The organism is Maribacter dokdonensis DSW-8 (genome assembly GCF_001447995.1).
Lineage (GTDB): Bacteria > Bacteroidota > Bacteroidia > Flavobacteriales > Flavobacteriaceae > Maribacter > Maribacter dokdonensis.
Genome location: NZ_LDPE01000001.1, coordinates 1,247,297 through 1,264,242, shown reverse-complemented (window position 1 = coordinate 1,264,242; position 16,946 = coordinate 1,247,297). Strand labels below are relative to the sequence as shown.

Below are 16,946 nucleotides of genomic sequence, written 5' to 3'. Positions count from 1 at the left end.
AATATTATGAAAAGACATATTCCAAATTTTATTACTCTTTTAAACGTTTTCTGCGGTTGTGTGGCATCGGTTTTTGCCGTTTTGAATAAATTGGAAATTGCCGCAATTTTTGTGGCTCTGGGTATATTCTTCGATTTTTTTGACGGATTGGCAGCACGTGTTCTCGATGTAAAAAGTGAATTAGGCCTTCAGTTAGATTCTTTAGCCGATATGATCACAAGTGGTTTGGTACCGGGTATTGTAATGTTTCAGTTGTTGGCAATGTCGCAGACAAGTGGTTGGGGAGATGGTTCTCACTTTTTTCTTGAAAGTGGTGCCATTACATTACAGCATCTATTGCCTTTTTTCGGATTTGTAATTACAATGGCTTCAGGTTATAGATTGGCTAAGTTCAATATTGATGAAAACCAGACCTCTTCCTTTATTGGTTTGCCTACTCCGGCCAATGCTTTGTTAATTCTTTCGTTACCGCTTATATTAATGTATCAAAACAATGAATTGTTAAACGGTATTATTCTCAATCAATGGTTCTTAATAATTTTGACATTGGTAAGCGCCTATTTGTTGAATGCCAATTTGCCCTTGTTCGCATTAAAATTTAAGAATACCAGTTTTAAGGATAATGCCATGCGTTATATCTTTTTAATTATTAGCCTGGTGCTTATTGTAACCATGAAATTTATGGCCATCCCTTTAATTATTATATTCTATGTAGTAAGTTCAGTAATACAAGAGAGACTTTAATACTGTACATTTAGGAAAGATAACTATGGAGAATGAAGAATATGAGTTTTGGTTAAGTGGACCAATTGAAGGTGTGCCAGATTTGTTACAGCCTGCCGCACATGCACTTTTACAATCAGAACGAGAGTTAAAAAAGTATACTGCTGATTTCCCTAAAGAATTATTATGGGCTAAAACGGAAGGTAGGGCTTCCGTAGGTTTTCATATGAACCATGTGACGGGAGTATTAGATCGCATGTTGACCTACGCTAAAGGTGAATCGTTATCAGATGAACAATTTACTTTTTTGAAACAAGAAGGGACTTTTAATCTTAATACAGAGGTAATCTATTTGCAAGAGCAATTTTCTGCTAAAGTAGAAGAGGCTATTGGGTATTTTAAAACCGTTCCAGAAAATTCACTTACCGAAGAAAGAACTGTTGGTAGAAAAAAATTACCGACAACCGTTATAGGTTTATTGTTTCATGCAGCGGAGCATAGCCAAAGACATATTGGTCAGTTATTGGTTACTGTAAGTGCATTACAAGCCGATATTTCATAAACTTTTAATTTCCATTTTTTATTAGCATGAATACAACGATAGTAATTATCGGCGCAGGATTATCTGGTTTGTTAACAGCATACCGTCTACAAGAACTTGGTTTTAATGTAAAGGTATTAGAAGCTAGAAGTCGTATTGGAGGAAGAATACATACCGTGGAATCCAATAAAACCAAAGTTGAAATGGGTGCCACTTGGTTTAATGACGGCCATTATCATTTATTGGATGTTATAGAAGAGTTCAATGTTCCCTATTTTGAACAATTCATGACCGGTATATCTTATTTTCAAACATTTTCAAATGTGCCACCTCAAGAAATTGCTGTCCCTAGTGATAGCCCTAGTTATCGTTTTAAGAATGGTACGGTAGATTTAATAAATGCAATTTTCTCTAAACTTGCGCCAGAAACGGTTTTGTTGAACGAAAAAGTAGATAAGGTTATTTTTGAGAAAGATAAAGCCAAAGTGGTAACTAAATCTCATACGTTGGTTACCGATGTCGTTATTTCAACATTGCCCCCTGCAGTTTTAATTGATCAAATTGATTTTTCTCCGTCATTGCCAAATGAGTTGCTAGCCGTTGCAGAGCACACACATACATGGATGCAAGATTCCATTAAAGTAGCGTTGACCTATAAAATACCATTTTGGAGAGCGCAGGGGAAATCGGGCACTATATTTAGTAATGTTGGTCCTTTGACTGAGTTTTATGATCAGTCTAATGTAGAAAACAATTCATTTGCCCTGGTTGGTTTTGCATCGGGTAGTTGTGCCCGTTTTACTAAAGAACAACGTATAGAAAAAATTGAAGCGCAATTAAAAATGGTTTTTGGTGATGATGCTTTACATTATGAGGCGTATCATGAAACGGCTTGGTTTAATGAAGAATTTACAAAATCGGACATGCAGGCAGACCATTTGTTTCCACATCAAAATGGAGGTCACGCTGTATTTTCTAAACCTCTAAATGGTAATAAATTGTTTATTTCTGGTGCAGAAACTTCAAAACATCACTCAGGCTACATGGAAGGCGCTATTTTTGCAGCTGAATCTGTTGTTGCAAAACTCAAGAAACTGCACAACAAGTAGCCAATTATAAATGTCAGTCACCTTACTATCTTCGCCGTTACAAGGCTTTACCGATTTTAGATTCCGAAATGCGTTTCATAAATATTTTGGAGGTATAGATACTTTTTATGCGCCATACATTAGACTGAACGGTAAAATGGTTATAAAAAATTCGTATCAGAAAGATTTACAACCTGATAATAACACTACTCTAGAGGTAATACCGCAGGTTATGACGGGCGATGCCGATGAGTTTTTATTTGTGATTAAGTATATTCAAAGTTTAGGTTACAAGGAACTCAACTGGAACTTAGGTTGCCCTTATCCAATGGTAACAAAGCAAGGTATGGGAAGCGGACTCATTTGTAATCCTGAGAAAATTGACCATATTTTAAAACGTGCGCATGAAGAAACAGATGTAGTGGTTTCCATGAAAATGAGAATGGGCTATGAGCACGCAGAAGAAATTTTAGATGTTTTTCCAATTCTAGATAAGTATCCGTTAAAAAATATTGCCATTCATGCGCGTATAGGAAAGCAGCTGTATAAAGGCGGTGTAGATTTAGATGCTTTTCAGAAATGTATAGACGGTACCAAACACAAACTCTACTATAATGGAGATATTACCACTGTAGCTAAGTTTGAAGAAATGAAAGAGCGCTTTCCTAGCATAGACCATTTTATGATGGGCAGAGGGCTGATCGCCGACCCATTTCTACCTAGTATGATCAAGAACAATACCACCGAATACCCAAAAGACCGTTGGAAGATTTTTTCGGAATTTCACGATACAATATATCAGCAATATGATGAAGCTTTATCGGGACCAACACCTATAAAAATGAAAATGAGGGGGTTTTGGGAGTATTTTGCACTGTCTACTTCTAATCCGCATAAAGCTTTTAAAAAAATAAAAAAAGCTAACAATCCTAGGGCTTATCAACAAGCGGTGCGTGAGATATTGAATAACGAGTGAGATTTTTCTTATATTGTAAGATATTGCAAATAACTTATTATGAAAAATAAAACCACCAAGTTTTTATTAAAAGTAGTAATGTTTTTTCCAATTTGTTTTGGAGTAATGCTATGGTTTGATAAGTTTGATTTTAATGACTGGGAATTTCAAATTATTGTAGGGTTTGTTGGGGCATTTGGTATAACTTTTTGGCAACTATTTGATTATGAAAAATATAGTGAGATTTCATATGAAGATTTTCTTGAATCTAAGCATAGTTTATGTTTGGAAAATAGCGAAGAAAACTGGCGTCAACTTAATGAATTAATTGAAAATCCTTTAGTAGAATCAGAAATTATAGAAAAAACAAATGTTAAGCTGAAGTTCCAAATAGAACGAAGATATTCAGATTCAATTCTAACGGTACAAAGAACGTCAGATGCTATTATAGTTAGCATTGAGAAAAAGTTTTTTTCCTTTTTGCCTGATCGTGCAGATAATTACCGAACTATACAAAGGATTGTAAAAAGTAGCCAGCAAACCCAGAGCATACCAACAAGCGGTGCGCGAGATATTGAATAATGAGTAGCGTAACCATTATCTTTGCTACCTTGTTCTAAAAATCGCTAGTGAAAGACCTTCTTTTAATAACACCGCCCTTTACTCAATTAAATACTCCGTATCCGGCAACGGCATACATAAAGGGTTTTTTGAACACAAAGGATATTTCTTCTTACCAGTCAGATTTAGGGATTGAGGTTATTTTATCACTCTTCAATAAAAATACATTTCGGCAGCTGTTTGCAATGGCTTATGAGGCAGATGCCATTGTAACTGAGAATACCCAAAGAATATATGCTCTTCGTCATGAATATTTAAAAACCTTAGATGCGGTTATTCTATTTCTACAAGGTAAAAATGATACTTTGGCAAGGCAGTTATGTACCGATAGTTTTTTGCCAAAAGCCTCTAGATTTCAACAATTGGATGATTTGGCATGGGCATTTGGGAATATGGGTATGCAAGATAAAGCCAAGCATTTGGCAACTCTGTATCTGGAGGATCTTTCAGATTTTATAGTAGAATGTATAGATCCCAATTTTGGCTTTAGTAGATATGCAGAAAGGCTTGGGCGCAGCGCCAATTCTTTTGATGAGCTATATGATCACTTGAATAAAAAGCCAACCTTTATTGATGAATTAACCCTCAATATATTAAAAAAGCAATTAGAGGAACACACACCCAAATTGGTTTGTTTTTCGGTACCCTTTCCAGGGAATTTATATAGCGCCTTTCGTTGTGCCCAATTTATAAAGGCTAATTATCCTGATTTAAAAATTGCCATGGGTGGCGGATTTCCAAATACAGAATTGCGCAGCCTTACCGATGTTCGGGTGTTTGAATTCTTTGATTTTATAACCTTGGATGATGGTGAACTCCCGTTAGAATTGGTACATCAATATATAGTTCATGGAGAAGAGGAGTTAAAGCGTGCTTTTGTCTTAGAGGATGGTAAAGTTGTTTATAAGAATGATAGTTTAAGGCAAGATTATAAGCAACAAGATGTGGGTACTCCAGATTATGCTGATCTGCAATTAGAGAATTACATTTCGGTCATTGAAATTGCCAACCCAATGCATAGTCTGTGGAGCGATGGACGATGGAATAAGCTTACCATGGCTCATGGTTGTTATTGGGGGAAATGTACCTTTTGCGATATTTCTTTAGATTATATAAAAATCTACGAGCCGGTTGCCGCAAGTATGCTTGTAGATCGTGTAGAAACTTTAATTGCCCAAACTGGTGAATCTGGTTTTCACTTTGTTGATGAAGCGGCACCACCTTCGTTAATGAAGGCTTTTGCCTTAGAGGTGTTAAAACGAAATTTGACTATCACTTGGTGGACGAATATTCGTTTTGAAAAGAATTTTACCCAAGATTTATGTTATTTATTAAAAGCATCGGGTTGTATTGCGGTCTCTGGTGGTTTGGAAGTTGCATCTGACCGACTTTTAAAACTGATAGATAAAGGCGTAACGGTAGCGCAAGTAGCACAGGTTACTAGAAATTTCACGGAAGCGAATATCATGGTACATTCGTATTTAATGTACGGCTATCCAACGCAGACCGTTCAAGAAACGGTAGATAGTTTAGAAATGGTAAGGCAGTTGTTTGAGTTGGGAATTATACAATCTGGCTTTTGGCATCAATTTGCATTAACGGCGCACAGTCCGGTTGGTTTAGATCCTGAAGAATATGGGGTAATGCCAAAATTAAAAGATATCAGTTTTGCGAACAACGATATAGATTTTAAGGATAAAACCGGAATAGATCACGGTTTATTCAGCTTCGGGTTAAAGAAATCGCTCTTTAATTTTATGCACGGTATCGGTTTTGATATGAGCTTACAAGAATGGTTCGATTTTGATATTCCGCAGTCTACCATATCACCCGATTACATTTATGATTGCCTGCAGCAAGAAGTGGTCTTAAAAACAAAACCTACCGCTAAGATTGTTTTTATTGGACAAATGCCACTAGTGCAAGAACAGGTGAAAAAGAAAAAGGGTAGGTCATGGGAGCAATTACAGTTATATTTCCATTCCACCACGGATGTATACGAAATTACGGTCGATAAAGAACAGGGTGAGTGGCTTTTGGATAATTTAGAGAAAATAAGTCCAACCAATAAACCAATTACTTTTGCCCAATTAAAGAAAGATTTTGAAATACAATTTGAGGATTTTGAATTGTTCTGGTATTCTAAACCTATACTGGGATTACAGGAACACGGGCTTTTGGTATTATAAAAAAGCCACAATGAATAACAAAGTGGCTTTTTATCCATAAAAGTTAAATTACGAATAGCTATACGTATAACCTACCTCTGTACTATAGGACGTTGATAAAAGAGTGTCTACAAAAATCCATTCAGAAGTTACTTCAGTAGTAGTGAAAGTGGTCATCATAAATCCTCTTCTAGAAGCATCAAAATAATTTAGGTTGTCTATTAAGGTTGTCATTGCTTCTTGAAAACCTGCTATTAATTCTGGGGTGACGGTTGCACCCAGGTAAGTTTCAAAACCAGGTGAGCTAACGGAAGAAGTTGCCAATTCAATGCCTACTTCAGAACCATCTGCGGCAATCAGTGTATTTTGCCAAGCGTTGTGGGTATCGCCGGCAAGTGTAACAATTTTTTTGCCGTTCAACGCTCCGTATATGATTTCACGGTCTACTGGGTAGCCGTCCCAAGCATCTAAGTTATATGGAATAACAGATGTTACCCTTGCTATTTCTTCCGGTGTCAATGTTGGGTCGTTATTAAGATGCCTAAGTTTTATGGTCACTAGTTCTGTAAGGATAGCGGCAAAATTGGGTGAGCCAAAGGCGGTAAGTAATTCTGCCGGCACGTTCATTTTACCCATAAGCACTTGTTGCCCCAGTACCTGCCATCTTGCAGAACTGTTACCGATTTCTGAAATGACCCAATCTCTTTGTTCCGTACCTAAAATAGAGCGGTTGGGGTCTGATAATGCTGTTTGGAATGCAACAGCGTCAAAACCGGTTGCAGTAAAATAATCTGTGATGCTTAATTGTTTGTCCCTGCCAATTAAACGAGTATCCATCAACACCAGATTTACCAGATTTCCAATATTTACAGATCTGTAGATAAGGCTATTATCATCTGCAGAAATTCTTGAGAATGGTAAAAACTCGCTGTACGCTTGTAAGGCATTTTGCTTTCTTACTTCAAAACTACCTTCGGTAGCTTCATCATGGTTTTCAGCACCTTCTTTATAGGTGTCATTGGCAATTTCGTGATCGTCCCAAACACAGATAAAAGGCTTTTTTTGGTGCGCCAATTGTAAGGATGTATCCGATCTATATTGTTTGTATCGGGTGCGGTAGTCATCCAATGAAATGATTTCTCCCTCTGGTTCATGAGAACGATTTAAAAATGCATTTTCTGCTGTTGAGCCATATCCTCCGGCACCATACTCATAAAAGTAGTCTCCTAAATGAACAATGATATCTGCATCGGAATTTGCCATTGCATCGTACGCATTAAACAAACCTGCTTGGTAGTTAGAACATGAACAAACTGCTAACTTGGCTTGCGTAGCATCGGTTGGTAGTGTAATGGTTTCACCAACCACGGAAATGGAATTATTAGAAGTACTTATGAATCTATAATATAATTTTTGATCAGCTTCCAGCTCGGTCAATTCAATGGCCAAAGTATTGTCCCTAGAGGTTTCAGTTGTTATTTTTCCGGTTCTTAATATGCTACTAAAATCCGATTGCGTAGAAACTTCCCAGATAATTTCAACATTTGCCGTGGTATAACGTGTCCATATGATTACACCAGAATTACTTGGGTCAAAACTGGCAACCCCGTAACTAAAGTTTTGTACAGTTAATTGAGATTCGTCATATTCAACTTGTACATTGTCATCTTCGCTACAGCTTATAATGTTTGGGGCTAAAATTATTCCCCCGGAAGCCATTAAGGTTTTTTGAATAAAATTTCTTCTGGTGTTTTTCGTCTTTTTCATCTGGTAAATTAGTTTCCTCAAAATTGTTTTAATTCCGATCAATCTATGTTAGTTCAACTTTATGTTTGTGTTATTGAAACTATCGGTAACAATAATGGCCTAAGGTCAGTTGGTTTTATAGCCGTTCTATATGAATTTCTTAAGTTTGGAGCATAGCTTTAGAAATATGACCCCTAAAATCATTACCCTGAAAGAAAAAAAGTTGATAGGCTTATCTGCTGAAATGAGTTTGTTGGATAATAAAACCCCTCAACTTTGGAAAACGTTTAGGCAACTTAGTAAGGAAGTGGATCATAGGGCGTCTGAAGATTTTATATCACTGCAACAATATCCTAGCCATTATTTTGAACGATTTAGCGCTGGTAGCGAATTTGTAAAGTGGGCTTGTGTTGAGGTTGATGAAGTGGATAATATTCCCGAAGGCATGAATATGTTGCTATTGGAAACTGGCTTATATGCTGTATTTCATTATACAGGCAGTGCACAAAACGCACCTACTTTCTTTCAATATATTTATGGGGAATGGATTCCTAACTCAGAATATCAATTAGATGGTCGCCCACATTTTGAAGTGCTTGGAGCAAAATATAAAAACAACGATCCCAACTCAGAAGAAGAAGTTTGGATTCCTATAAAAGCAAAATGAAACAACCTGAAAAAGCACCCTGGTACTATCTCTTATTATTGATATTGGCTGGGGAAAGTGTCTTTATTTTGCCGTTTGTGCTACAACGTGTTTTTAGACCTACTGTTTTAAAGGTTTTTGAACTCGATAATGTTTCTTTAGGTTTGTGCTTTTCGGTATACGGTTTTGTAGCGTTGGTCTCATATGTGCTTGGTGGTCCGTTAGCAGATAAATATCAACCAAGAAAGTTAATAGCCATTGCACTTTGGATGACTGCAATTGGCGGTTTGGTATTCGCTACTTTTCCTAATTATGCTACATTACAGGTTCTTTACGGATTTTGGGGCTTTACTACCATATTTCTCTTTTGGTCTCCCATGATAAAAGCTACCCGTGTTTGGGGCGGTATAAATTCTCAAGGCAGGGCATTCGGGTTTTTAGATGGTGGTAGGGGCTTGGTAGGAGCCTTGTTCGGTACACTTGGGGTAGTGGTGTTTTCTTATTTTATGACGACGGATTTGGAAGTCGCTAGTTTGGAAGAGAGCCGTTTTGCTTTTAGATATGTTATTTTAACTTCTGCAGGTATTGTAGCCGTAGTGGGTGTTTTGGTATGGTTGTTCATGAAATTACCTGCAGATCAGGAAAAAGAAATTGTCATTGATCGTATTACAGCTTCGCAGATTAAAGAGGTGCTGCGGTTGCCATCGGTTCAATTGTTAATGGTCATTATTTTATGTGCCTATGTTGGCTACAAGATTACGGATATTTTTTCGCTGTATGCTCAAGATGTAATGTTGCTTAATGAAGTTGCCTCAGCGGAAGTTGGTACTGTTTTGTTGTTTGCAAGACCGGTAGTAGGGGTGTTGATCGGTATTGTTGCAGATCGATCTAGACCTAGTTTGTTTTTGTTCATAGGTTTTGTAATAGCCTTCTTTGGTTCTTTGATTTTTGCTCTAGGAGTAGTTGAAAATGTTTCTTATGCTATGTTCATATTTTCGATTATGATTGTGGCGCTTGGTGTTTACGCCATACGTTCATTGTATTTCGCGGTTATGCAAAGTGGTAGAATCCCTTTGGTTTTAACGGGTACCGCTGTGGGTATTATTTCATTGGTAGGCTATACTCCAGATATTTTTGCCGGACCCGCAATGGGGTACTTATTAGATGCATCACCGGGTTTAAAAGGGCATCAACATGTATTTTGGATGTTGGCTGTATTTTCTTTTGTGGGCGGATTGGCAGCTTTTAGATATTTGCAACTTTATGGTAAACGGTTTTATGGTAATTTCTAAGAATCTTAATCTTTTACTTTCAGCTGTAATCGTCATTATTGCAGGCTTGGTGTATGGCGCCTATCCTACCTATGTTATGCCAGAACTTTTGGGTTTTCAGGTGGTAGATTTAGAATTGAAGAACATGTTGCGTGCCGTAATGGGAATTTATATGGGAGTTGGCCTATATTGGTTATTTGGTGCTTTAAATCCCAAATTTTGGTATGGGGCAACGGTCTGCAATGTGCTTTTTATGGGAGGAATATCATTTGGTAGAATAGTAAGTACATTGTTTGACGGTGTATCCCCTTTGTTTACTCCCGCATTAGTATTAGAATTGTTGTTCTTTGGCTGGGGATTATATAACCTTAAAAAGTATAAGGAATAGTTCTTGTTTTTAAAAATCTAGCTTCTTTTTACGTAGCTCAAAATTCTGCCCTAGATATACTTTACGTACCATTTCATCTGCAGCTAGATCTTCTGGAATACCGGATTTTAAAATTCCGCCTTCGAACATTAGGTAAGAACGTTCTGTAATGGCAAGTGTTTCCTGAACATTGTGATCGGTAATGAGTATACCGATGTTTTTGTTCTTTAGTTGCGCTACAATACGTTGTATGTCTTCTACGGCCACGGGGTCTACTCCTGCAAAAGGCTCGTCAAGAAGAATAAACTTTGGATCGGTAGCCAAAGCTCTTGCAATCTCAGTTCTTCTTCGCTCCCCACCAGATAACAAATCCCCACGGTTTTTTCGAATATGCCCCAGACCAAATTCCTCAATGAGCGATTCCATTTTCATGTGCTGCTCTTTCTTGCTTAATTTGGTTAGTTGTAGTACGCTGAGAATGTTCTTTTCTATACTTAGTTTTCTAAATACCGACGCTTCTTGTGCCAAGTACCCAATACCGTTTTGTGCTCTTTTGTACATGGGGAATTTGGTAATCTCCATGTCGTCTAAATAGATACTTCCGCCGTTAGGTTTTATAAGGCCAACAATCATGTAAAAGGATGTGGTTTTACCCGCACCGTTTGGTCCAAGTAGCCCTACGATCTCTCCTTGGTTTACCTCAAGGGAAATTCCTTTAACCACCCTACGGCCTCTGTAGGATTTCATAATATTGTCGGCACGTAACTTCATGTTTTCAAATCTATTGGTTATTGGTCTGCTAGAAAAGTAATTAGGGATTTTTTAACCTTCTTGGTTTTCTAATTCTTCCCAGTATTCATAAGCTCTTCTTAAGTGTGGTATAACAATAGTACCGCCTACCAAAGTAGCTATACTTAAAGTTTCCATGACCTCTTCTTTAGATACACCTTCGTTGTATGAACTTTCTAAATGATATTTTACACAATCATCGCATCGTAACACTGTAGAAGCCACAAGACCTAATAACTCTTTGGTTTTCACATCTAAGGCACCAGCGGCAAAAGCATTGGTGTCTAAATTGAATATACGTTTTACTATTTTATTATTATCGGCCAATAACTTATCGTTCATCTTAGAACGATACGCGTTAAATTCTTCAATTTGATTTGACATTTCTATTTGCTTTTTTTTCTTTTTCAGCTTTTCTTCTTTCTTTTCTCAATACCATAGCAGAAATATAGATACTTACTTGATATAAGATCAATACCGGTATGGCCACTATAATTTGGCTGGCAACGTCTGGCGGAGTTATTACGGCAGATAAGATCAATACGACCACCAATGCTATTTTCCTGTATTTTCTCATTATTTCTGGGGTTACCAGGCCTATTTTGGTCAAAAAGAAAATAATGATAGGTAGTTCAAATAAAACACCACAGGCAATTACAGATGCTCTAACGGTAGATATGTAAGACGCAAGGTCAAACTCATTGGTAACCTCTGAACTTACTTGGTAGGTGCCTAAAAAGTTAATGGATAATGGTGATACCACATAATACCCGAACAATACACCTAGAAAAAATAAGAAAGATGCTATGAAAATAAAGCCTCTAGAATTTCTTCGTTCTTTTTCGTAAAGTCCAGGACTAATGAATTTCCACATTTCATAAAGAACATAGGGAAAGCCAATTATGAAACCGGCCCAGATCGATGTCCAAATATGTGCGGAAAATTGCCCGGACATTAATCTACTTTGTATGGTAAATGGAAGTTTATCGGCACAAAAAGCCGAGTCGAATCCAAAATATGTTGCGATATCACAAAATAATTTGTAGGTGGGGAAATCCATTTTTTTAGGTCCGAAAATAACCGTGTCAAAAATGAAATCTTTCATTAAAAAGGCAACACTTCCAATAATGACAACTGCCAAAACTGATCTTATTAAATGCCATCTTAATTCTTCTAAATGGTCTAGAAATGACATCTCGTTAGGAGAGGTAGTAGCTTTGGAACTCATTATAAAATACCTTCGTTTATTAAATTATGTAAATGTATAACACCAATGTAGGTATCATTATCCATGGCCAACAGTTGTGAGATTCCCTTTTTCTGCATTTGCTCTAATGCTTTTATGGCTAAAGTATTGGCAGATATTGTTTTAGGGTTGGTGGTCATGATATCTTTGGCGGTCAATCCTTTTATATTATCATGCTTATTTAGCATTCGTCTTATGTCGCCATCGGTAACAATACCAACAACTTTTTCTCTATCAAGTACGGCAGTGACCCCTAACATTTTTTTAGAAATTTCAACAATAACCTTTTTTACCTCTTCGTCTTGTTGTACGCTTGGCACTTGGTTTTTGCTCACAAGGTCAGAAACTCTTAGATAAAGTCTTTTTCCCAATGATCCGCCAGGGTGATATTTTGCAAAGTCAGAACTGGTAAACCCTTTAATTTCCAGTAGAACAATGGCCAAGGCATCTCCCATTACCAATTGTGCGGTAGTACTTGTTGTAGGAGCCAAACCATTTGGGCAAGCCTCTTTTTCTACATGGGTATTTAAGATATAGTCTGCCTGCTTTGCTAAAAAAGAATCGGTATTACCGGTCATTGCAATTAATTTGTTTGTACCTCTTTTTATGAGCGGTACCAACATCTTAATTTCGGGCGTATTTCCACTGTTAGAAATGCAGATGACCACGTCATTATCCTGTACGGTTCCCAAATCTCCATGAATGGCGTCGCCAGCATGCATAAAAATTGCGGGAGTACCTGTAGAATTCAAGGTAGCTACAATTTTAGTGGCAATGATGGCACTCTTGCCAATACCAGAGATTATAACACGGCCTTTTGCCTGGATAATGCAGTTTACGATACTGGCAAAATCGTCGGTCAAAAGAGATGAAAGTTGTGCTATAGCATCACGCTCAGTTTCAATGGTTTTTTTCGCTAAGCCAATAATGGTGTCCGTTGCAATCAATCTATTATTCAAATTATGGATTGTATTCCTAAAAGAATGTATTATCTTTAAGATGACAAAATTAAACAAACTTAATTTTAAATGCCGATTATCGCATAATAATTTAGAAACGCCAAGCTTGGCAAAAGATTAATTTTGTTCGCTTATAGATTTTTAAAGTAAGTAGTGTCCCCTTAAATGTAAAATGTGACAGACAGTAAAGAATTTGACAATATCGATTTACATTCCTCATTAAAAAAATATTTTGGGTTTTCTCAGTTTAAAGGACTTCAAGAAGAGGTAATTAAAAATGTTTTAAGACAGAATAATACGTTTGTAATTATGCCTACCGGCGGTGGTAAATCGCTTTGCTACCAATTACCTGCGTTAATGCAAGAAGGTACCGCAATTATTGTATCTCCACTTATTGCTTTAATGAAGAATCAAGTAGATGCCATACGTGGTGTATCTTCTGAGAACGGAATAGCACATGTGCTCAACTCATCATTGAACAAAGGTGAAATAAAACAGGTAAAGCAAGATATCACCAACGGCGTTACCAAACTTTTATATGTTGCTCCAGAGTCATTGACAAAAGAAGAGAATGTAGAGTTTTTGCGCTCGGTTACTATTTCTTTTGTAGCGGTAGACGAAGCGCATTGTATCTCTGAATGGGGGCATGATTTTAGACCTGAGTATAGAAACCTAAAATCTATTGTTGAACGTTTGGGCGATAATATTCCTATTATAGGACTTACCGCAACGGCTACACCTAAAGTGCAGGAAGACATCATAAAGAATTTAGGAATTGGTGGAGCCACTTTGTTCAAGGCATCATTTAATAGACCCAATTTGTTTTATGAGGTACGTACCAAAACGGAGAATATTGAGGCGGATATCATCCGTTTTGTAAAACAAAATTCAGGTAAATCTGGTATTATATATTGTTTAAGCCGAAAAAAGGTAGAAGAATTGGCCCAGGTTTTACAGGTAAATGGCGTAAGTGCCGTGCCGTATCACGCCGGTTTTGATGCTAAAACTAGATCTAAATACCAAGATATGTTCTTGATGGAAGATGTAGATGTGGTTGTGGCCACTATTGCTTTTGGTATGGGTATAGACAAGCCAGATGTTCGTTTTGTTATACATCATGATATTCCTAAAAGTATAGAGAGTTATTACCAAGAAACGGGTAGGGCAGGCCGTGATGGTGGCGAAGGTCATTGTTTGGCATATTACTCTTATAAGGATATAGAGAAACTTGAGAAATTTATGTCCGGTAAACCGGTGGCAGAACAAGAGATAGGAAATGCGCTGTTGCAAGAAGTTGTAGCCTATGCAGAAACCTCAATGTCTAGACGTAAGTTTATGCTTCATTATTTTGGTGAGGAATTCGACGAGGTTAACGGTGAAGGGGCAGATATGGATGATAACACCAGAAACCCAAAAGAAAAGGAAGAGGCTAAGGATGGTGTAGAAAAGCTATTAAAAGTGGTGACCGGAACTAGTGAAAAATTTAAATCAAAGGAAATTGTAAATACCTTAAGGGGTAAGACCAATGCAATAATATCATCTCACAAAACCAATGAAAAGGAATTTTTTGGTATTGGTTCTGATAGAGATAAGGGGTATTGGATGGCCTTAATACGCCAAACATTGGTTGCGGGACTTTTGAGAAAAGAAATAGAGCAATACGGTGTACTTCATGTAACTGATAGTGGTAAGGAGTTTTTAAAGAAACCTTCTTCTTTCATGATGACCAAAGATCATGTGTACAATGCCGAGAATGATAATGCTATTGTAGGAGCTGCTAAATCTGGCGGAATTGCAGATGAGAAACTTCTAAAACAATTAAAAGATCTTAGAAAAGGTCAAGCAAAGAAATTGGGAGTACCGCCATTTGTGGTCTTTCAAGATCCTTCTCTAGAAGATATGGCTCTTAAATATCCTATTTCCCATGAAGAGTTGCTTAATGTTCATGGTGTAGGTGAAGGTAAGGCCAAAAAATATGGAAAGCCTTTTATCGCTTTTATAAATACATACGTTTCTGAAAATGAAATTATAAGGCCAGATGATCTTGTGGTAAAGAGTACCGGTGCAAATTCTGCTCTAAAATTGTATGTGATACAGAATGTTGATAGAAAATTGCCTTTATCAGATATTGCATCGGCAAAAGGACTTGAAATACCTGAGTTGATCAAGGAAATGGAGCAGATCGTCTATAGCGGAACAAAGTTGAATTTAAACTATTGGATCGATGAGATTTTAGACGAAGATCAACAAGAAGAAATACATGATTATTTCTTAGAGGCCGATAGTGATAACCTTGAAGAAGCTATGACAGAGTTTGATGGCGAGTATGAGGAAGAAGAATTACGTTTGTATAGATTAAAATTTATAAGTGAGGTGGCTAATTAATGTAATTGGCGCTTATAAAATTAAAATTCCCTTTGATTTTCTTTATTGAAAAACCAAAGGGAATTTTTTTCAAACTCACTTGAAACAACTTTTAACGGGCGGCAGCCGCGCCGTTGTCTATTTTTCCTCTACGTAATTGTCGTTGTATTTTTCTAATGGCAGACTCAATAGATTTTTCTGGTTCTATAATATTGTATTCGCCCCAAAAGTCTGGATCGGCAAAACCTAGTGCTTCGTCACTTAATATGATAGAAGATTTCATTCTATCCTTTGACCTGGGTATGGCGTTGGTCAAGTTTTGTTCCCAGTCCGTCACGGCCATTTCACAGCTCATACTATATACTGAATTGAATAGTCTTTTATCCCAATTAACTTTAAATTCAAGAAGAACATTGCTGTAACCATAATACCATTTTCCATTCTTTTCCCTGTAATCTACACGGTAAGATACTTCTGTTGGCCAGACCTCTGCATTTTTTGGTTTCTTGCGAACAAACATTTGAGAAGCAAGGCGCTTATCGGTAATATTCAAAGAGTAAATGGCACTGGTTAGAATTTTATTTTGAGCATCTATATATAATTTTCCTTCATATAACGGATCTATAATTTCTGGCTTTTGCTTAAAGTCTATTACATAAATAAGTTGGTCGTTTACTCGCGTAGAAGTATCAAAAGAGAAATCATAATAGTTTAATGTTTCTGGGGTAAATATATATTTAGGGTATTTTACCATGTCCACGAACAAAGTATTGAACGGTCCGCCTTGTAATTTTAAGGCAACGGTATCAAGTTTTGAATAATCAGTGCTTTTACGAGCCTTGTATAATTCAAGGGCATCTGTTCTATTAGAGGAGTATGGTGTTTTGTAAACGTTTACAACAGCTTCTGAAAGACTTACATTTGTTCTTCTCTTTTTTATGGTTTCCCTATAGAAAGCTGTCATCACCGTATTTTCATCTAAGTAATTGCTTCCTTTTTTATCTAAGGTCTCTTTTACTAAAGCTTCGGCATCGTTAGGGGCATCTATTTGCGCTTCGGATAATGCCATAACAAATTCTTCCATAAAGATTTTGTTCTTCTCCGGTTGTAGATCGGCTATATTCAATTGCTTGGTCTTGTAACCTAAGAAGGCAATAGTTAAGCTGTTTCCTTTAAATTCATTGGGTACTTTTAAAGAAAATTGACCCTCTGAATTTGTAATGGTGGTGACATTGGTATTGTCAACCGTTAGGGTGGCAAATACCAGGGCTTTCTTGCTGTCAGCGTCTAAGACTTCTCCTGTATACTCAGTGAAATTAGTGTTTTGGGCCGCCATTGATTGCGTTCCTAATCCCAAGCAGCATAAAAGAATTAAAACATAGTAAACGCTAAGGGGCTTTTTAATATTGAAGTTGTAAGTTGACATGGTGCAAATTTTTTACTTAAAATAATGATTTTTAGT

General features: G+C 36.9%; 16 protein-coding genes. 10 read left to right on the top strand and 6 right to left on the bottom strand.

Annotated features, from left to right (window positions below):
• Window positions 1-6 precede the first annotated feature (6 nt).
• Genes I600_RS05515 through I600_RS05490 form a run of 6 tightly spaced genes read left to right on the top strand, consistent with a single transcriptional unit; the run spans window position 7 to window position 6,117 of the window.
• The gene (locus I600_RS05515; RefSeq protein ID WP_058103473.1) at window positions 7-744 is read left to right on the top strand and encodes a CDP-alcohol phosphatidyltransferase family protein; all 738 of its coding nucleotides are present in this window, start codon (window positions 7-9) and stop codon (window positions 742-744) included.
• 25 nt (window positions 745-769) lie between these two features.
• Window positions 770-1,285, top strand: a complete 516-nt coding sequence (locus tag I600_RS05510) for a DinB family protein (RefSeq protein WP_058103472.1) — start codon at window positions 770-772, stop codon at window positions 1,283-1,285.
• 26 nt (window positions 1,286-1,311) lie between these two features.
• Window positions 1,312-2,373 (top strand): flavin monoamine oxidase family protein, encoded by a 1,062-nt coding sequence (locus I600_RS05505; protein WP_058103471.1) that lies wholly within the window; start codon window positions 1,312-1,314, stop codon window positions 2,371-2,373.
• A 10-nt stretch (window positions 2,374-2,383) separates the two neighbouring features.
• The gene (locus tag I600_RS05500) at window positions 2,384-3,328 is read left to right on the top strand and encodes a tRNA dihydrouridine synthase (RefSeq protein ID WP_058103470.1); all 945 of its coding nucleotides are present in this window, start codon (window positions 2,384-2,386) and stop codon (window positions 3,326-3,328) included.
• A 39-nt stretch (window positions 3,329-3,367) separates the two neighbouring features.
• Window positions 3,368-3,889 (top strand): hypothetical protein, encoded by a 522-nt coding sequence (locus I600_RS05495; RefSeq protein ID WP_058103469.1) that lies wholly within the window; start codon window positions 3,368-3,370, stop codon window positions 3,887-3,889.
• A gap of 47 nt (window positions 3,890-3,936) precedes the next feature.
• Entirely contained in the window at window positions 3,937-6,117 is a 2,181-nt protein-coding gene (locus I600_RS05490) for a B12-binding domain-containing radical SAM protein (RefSeq protein ID WP_058103468.1), read from the top strand.
• A 48-nt stretch (window positions 6,118-6,165) separates the two neighbouring features.
• On the opposite strand, the gene I600_RS05485 is transcribed toward I600_RS05490, so the two are convergent.
• Window positions 6,166-7,863, bottom strand: coding sequence for an alkaline phosphatase D family protein (locus I600_RS05485; RefSeq protein ID WP_058103467.1), 1,698 nt, complete (start codon window positions 7,861-7,863; stop codon window positions 6,166-6,168).
• A 130-nt stretch (window positions 7,864-7,993) separates the two neighbouring features.
• Here I600_RS05485 and I600_RS05480 point away from each other — a divergent pair, with 130 nt between their 5' ends.
• The 3 genes from I600_RS05480 to I600_RS05470 are packed head-to-tail and all read left to right on the top strand — an operon-like array spanning window position 7,994 to window position 10,147.
• A complete protein-coding gene (locus I600_RS05480) occupies window positions 7,994-8,509 on the top strand; it encodes a GyrI-like domain-containing protein (protein ID WP_245188846.1) in 516 nt (171 codons plus the stop codon).
• The gene (locus I600_RS05475; protein ID WP_058103466.1) at window positions 8,506-9,780 is read left to right on the top strand and encodes an MFS transporter; all 1,275 of its coding nucleotides are present in this window, start codon (window positions 8,506-8,508) and stop codon (window positions 9,778-9,780) included. Before I600_RS05480 ends, I600_RS05475 begins: the two co-directional genes overlap by 4 nt.
• Window positions 9,767-10,147, top strand: a complete 381-nt coding sequence (locus I600_RS05470; RefSeq protein WP_167342525.1) for a DUF4345 domain-containing protein — start codon at window positions 9,767-9,769, stop codon at window positions 10,145-10,147. Before I600_RS05475 ends, I600_RS05470 begins: the two co-directional genes overlap by 14 nt.
• A 9-nt stretch (window positions 10,148-10,156) precedes the next feature.
• Here the strand turns inward: I600_RS05470 and lptB are convergent, their stop codons facing one another.
• The 4 genes from lptB to I600_RS05450 are packed head-to-tail and all read right to left on the bottom strand — an operon-like array spanning window position 10,157 to window position 13,120.
• Entirely contained in the window at window positions 10,157-10,897 is a 741-nt protein-coding gene (lptB, locus tag I600_RS05465; RefSeq protein WP_058103464.1) for an LPS export ABC transporter ATP-binding protein, read from the bottom strand.
• Between the two features lie 51 nt (window positions 10,898-10,948).
• Window positions 10,949-11,299, bottom strand: coding sequence for a carboxymuconolactone decarboxylase family protein (locus tag I600_RS05460; protein WP_058103463.1), 351 nt, complete (start codon window positions 11,297-11,299; stop codon window positions 10,949-10,951).
• A complete protein-coding gene (gene tatC, locus I600_RS05455) occupies window positions 11,283-12,143 on the bottom strand; it encodes a twin-arginine translocase subunit TatC (protein WP_058103462.1) in 861 nt (286 codons plus the stop codon). Before tatC ends, I600_RS05460 begins: the two co-directional genes overlap by 17 nt.
• Complete coding sequence (locus tag I600_RS05450) at window positions 12,143-13,120, bottom strand: KpsF/GutQ family sugar-phosphate isomerase (RefSeq protein WP_058103461.1); 978 nt, start codon at window positions 13,118-13,120, stop codon at window positions 12,143-12,145. The genes tatC and I600_RS05450 overlap by 1 nt, the downstream gene beginning before the upstream one ends.
• 174 nt (window positions 13,121-13,294) lie before the next feature.
• Here I600_RS05450 and recQ point away from each other — a divergent pair, with 174 nt between their 5' ends.
• Entirely contained in the window at window positions 13,295-15,505 is a 2,211-nt protein-coding gene (gene recQ / locus I600_RS05445; protein ID WP_245188845.1) for a DNA helicase RecQ, read from the top strand.
• Window positions 15,506-15,596: 91 nt separating this feature from the next.
• On the opposite strand, the gene I600_RS05440 is transcribed toward recQ, so the two are convergent.
• Complete coding sequence (locus I600_RS05440) at window positions 15,597-16,910, bottom strand: carboxypeptidase-like regulatory domain-containing protein (protein WP_058103460.1); 1,314 nt, start codon at window positions 16,908-16,910, stop codon at window positions 15,597-15,599.
• Between the last annotated feature and the right edge of the window lie 36 nt (window positions 16,911-16,946).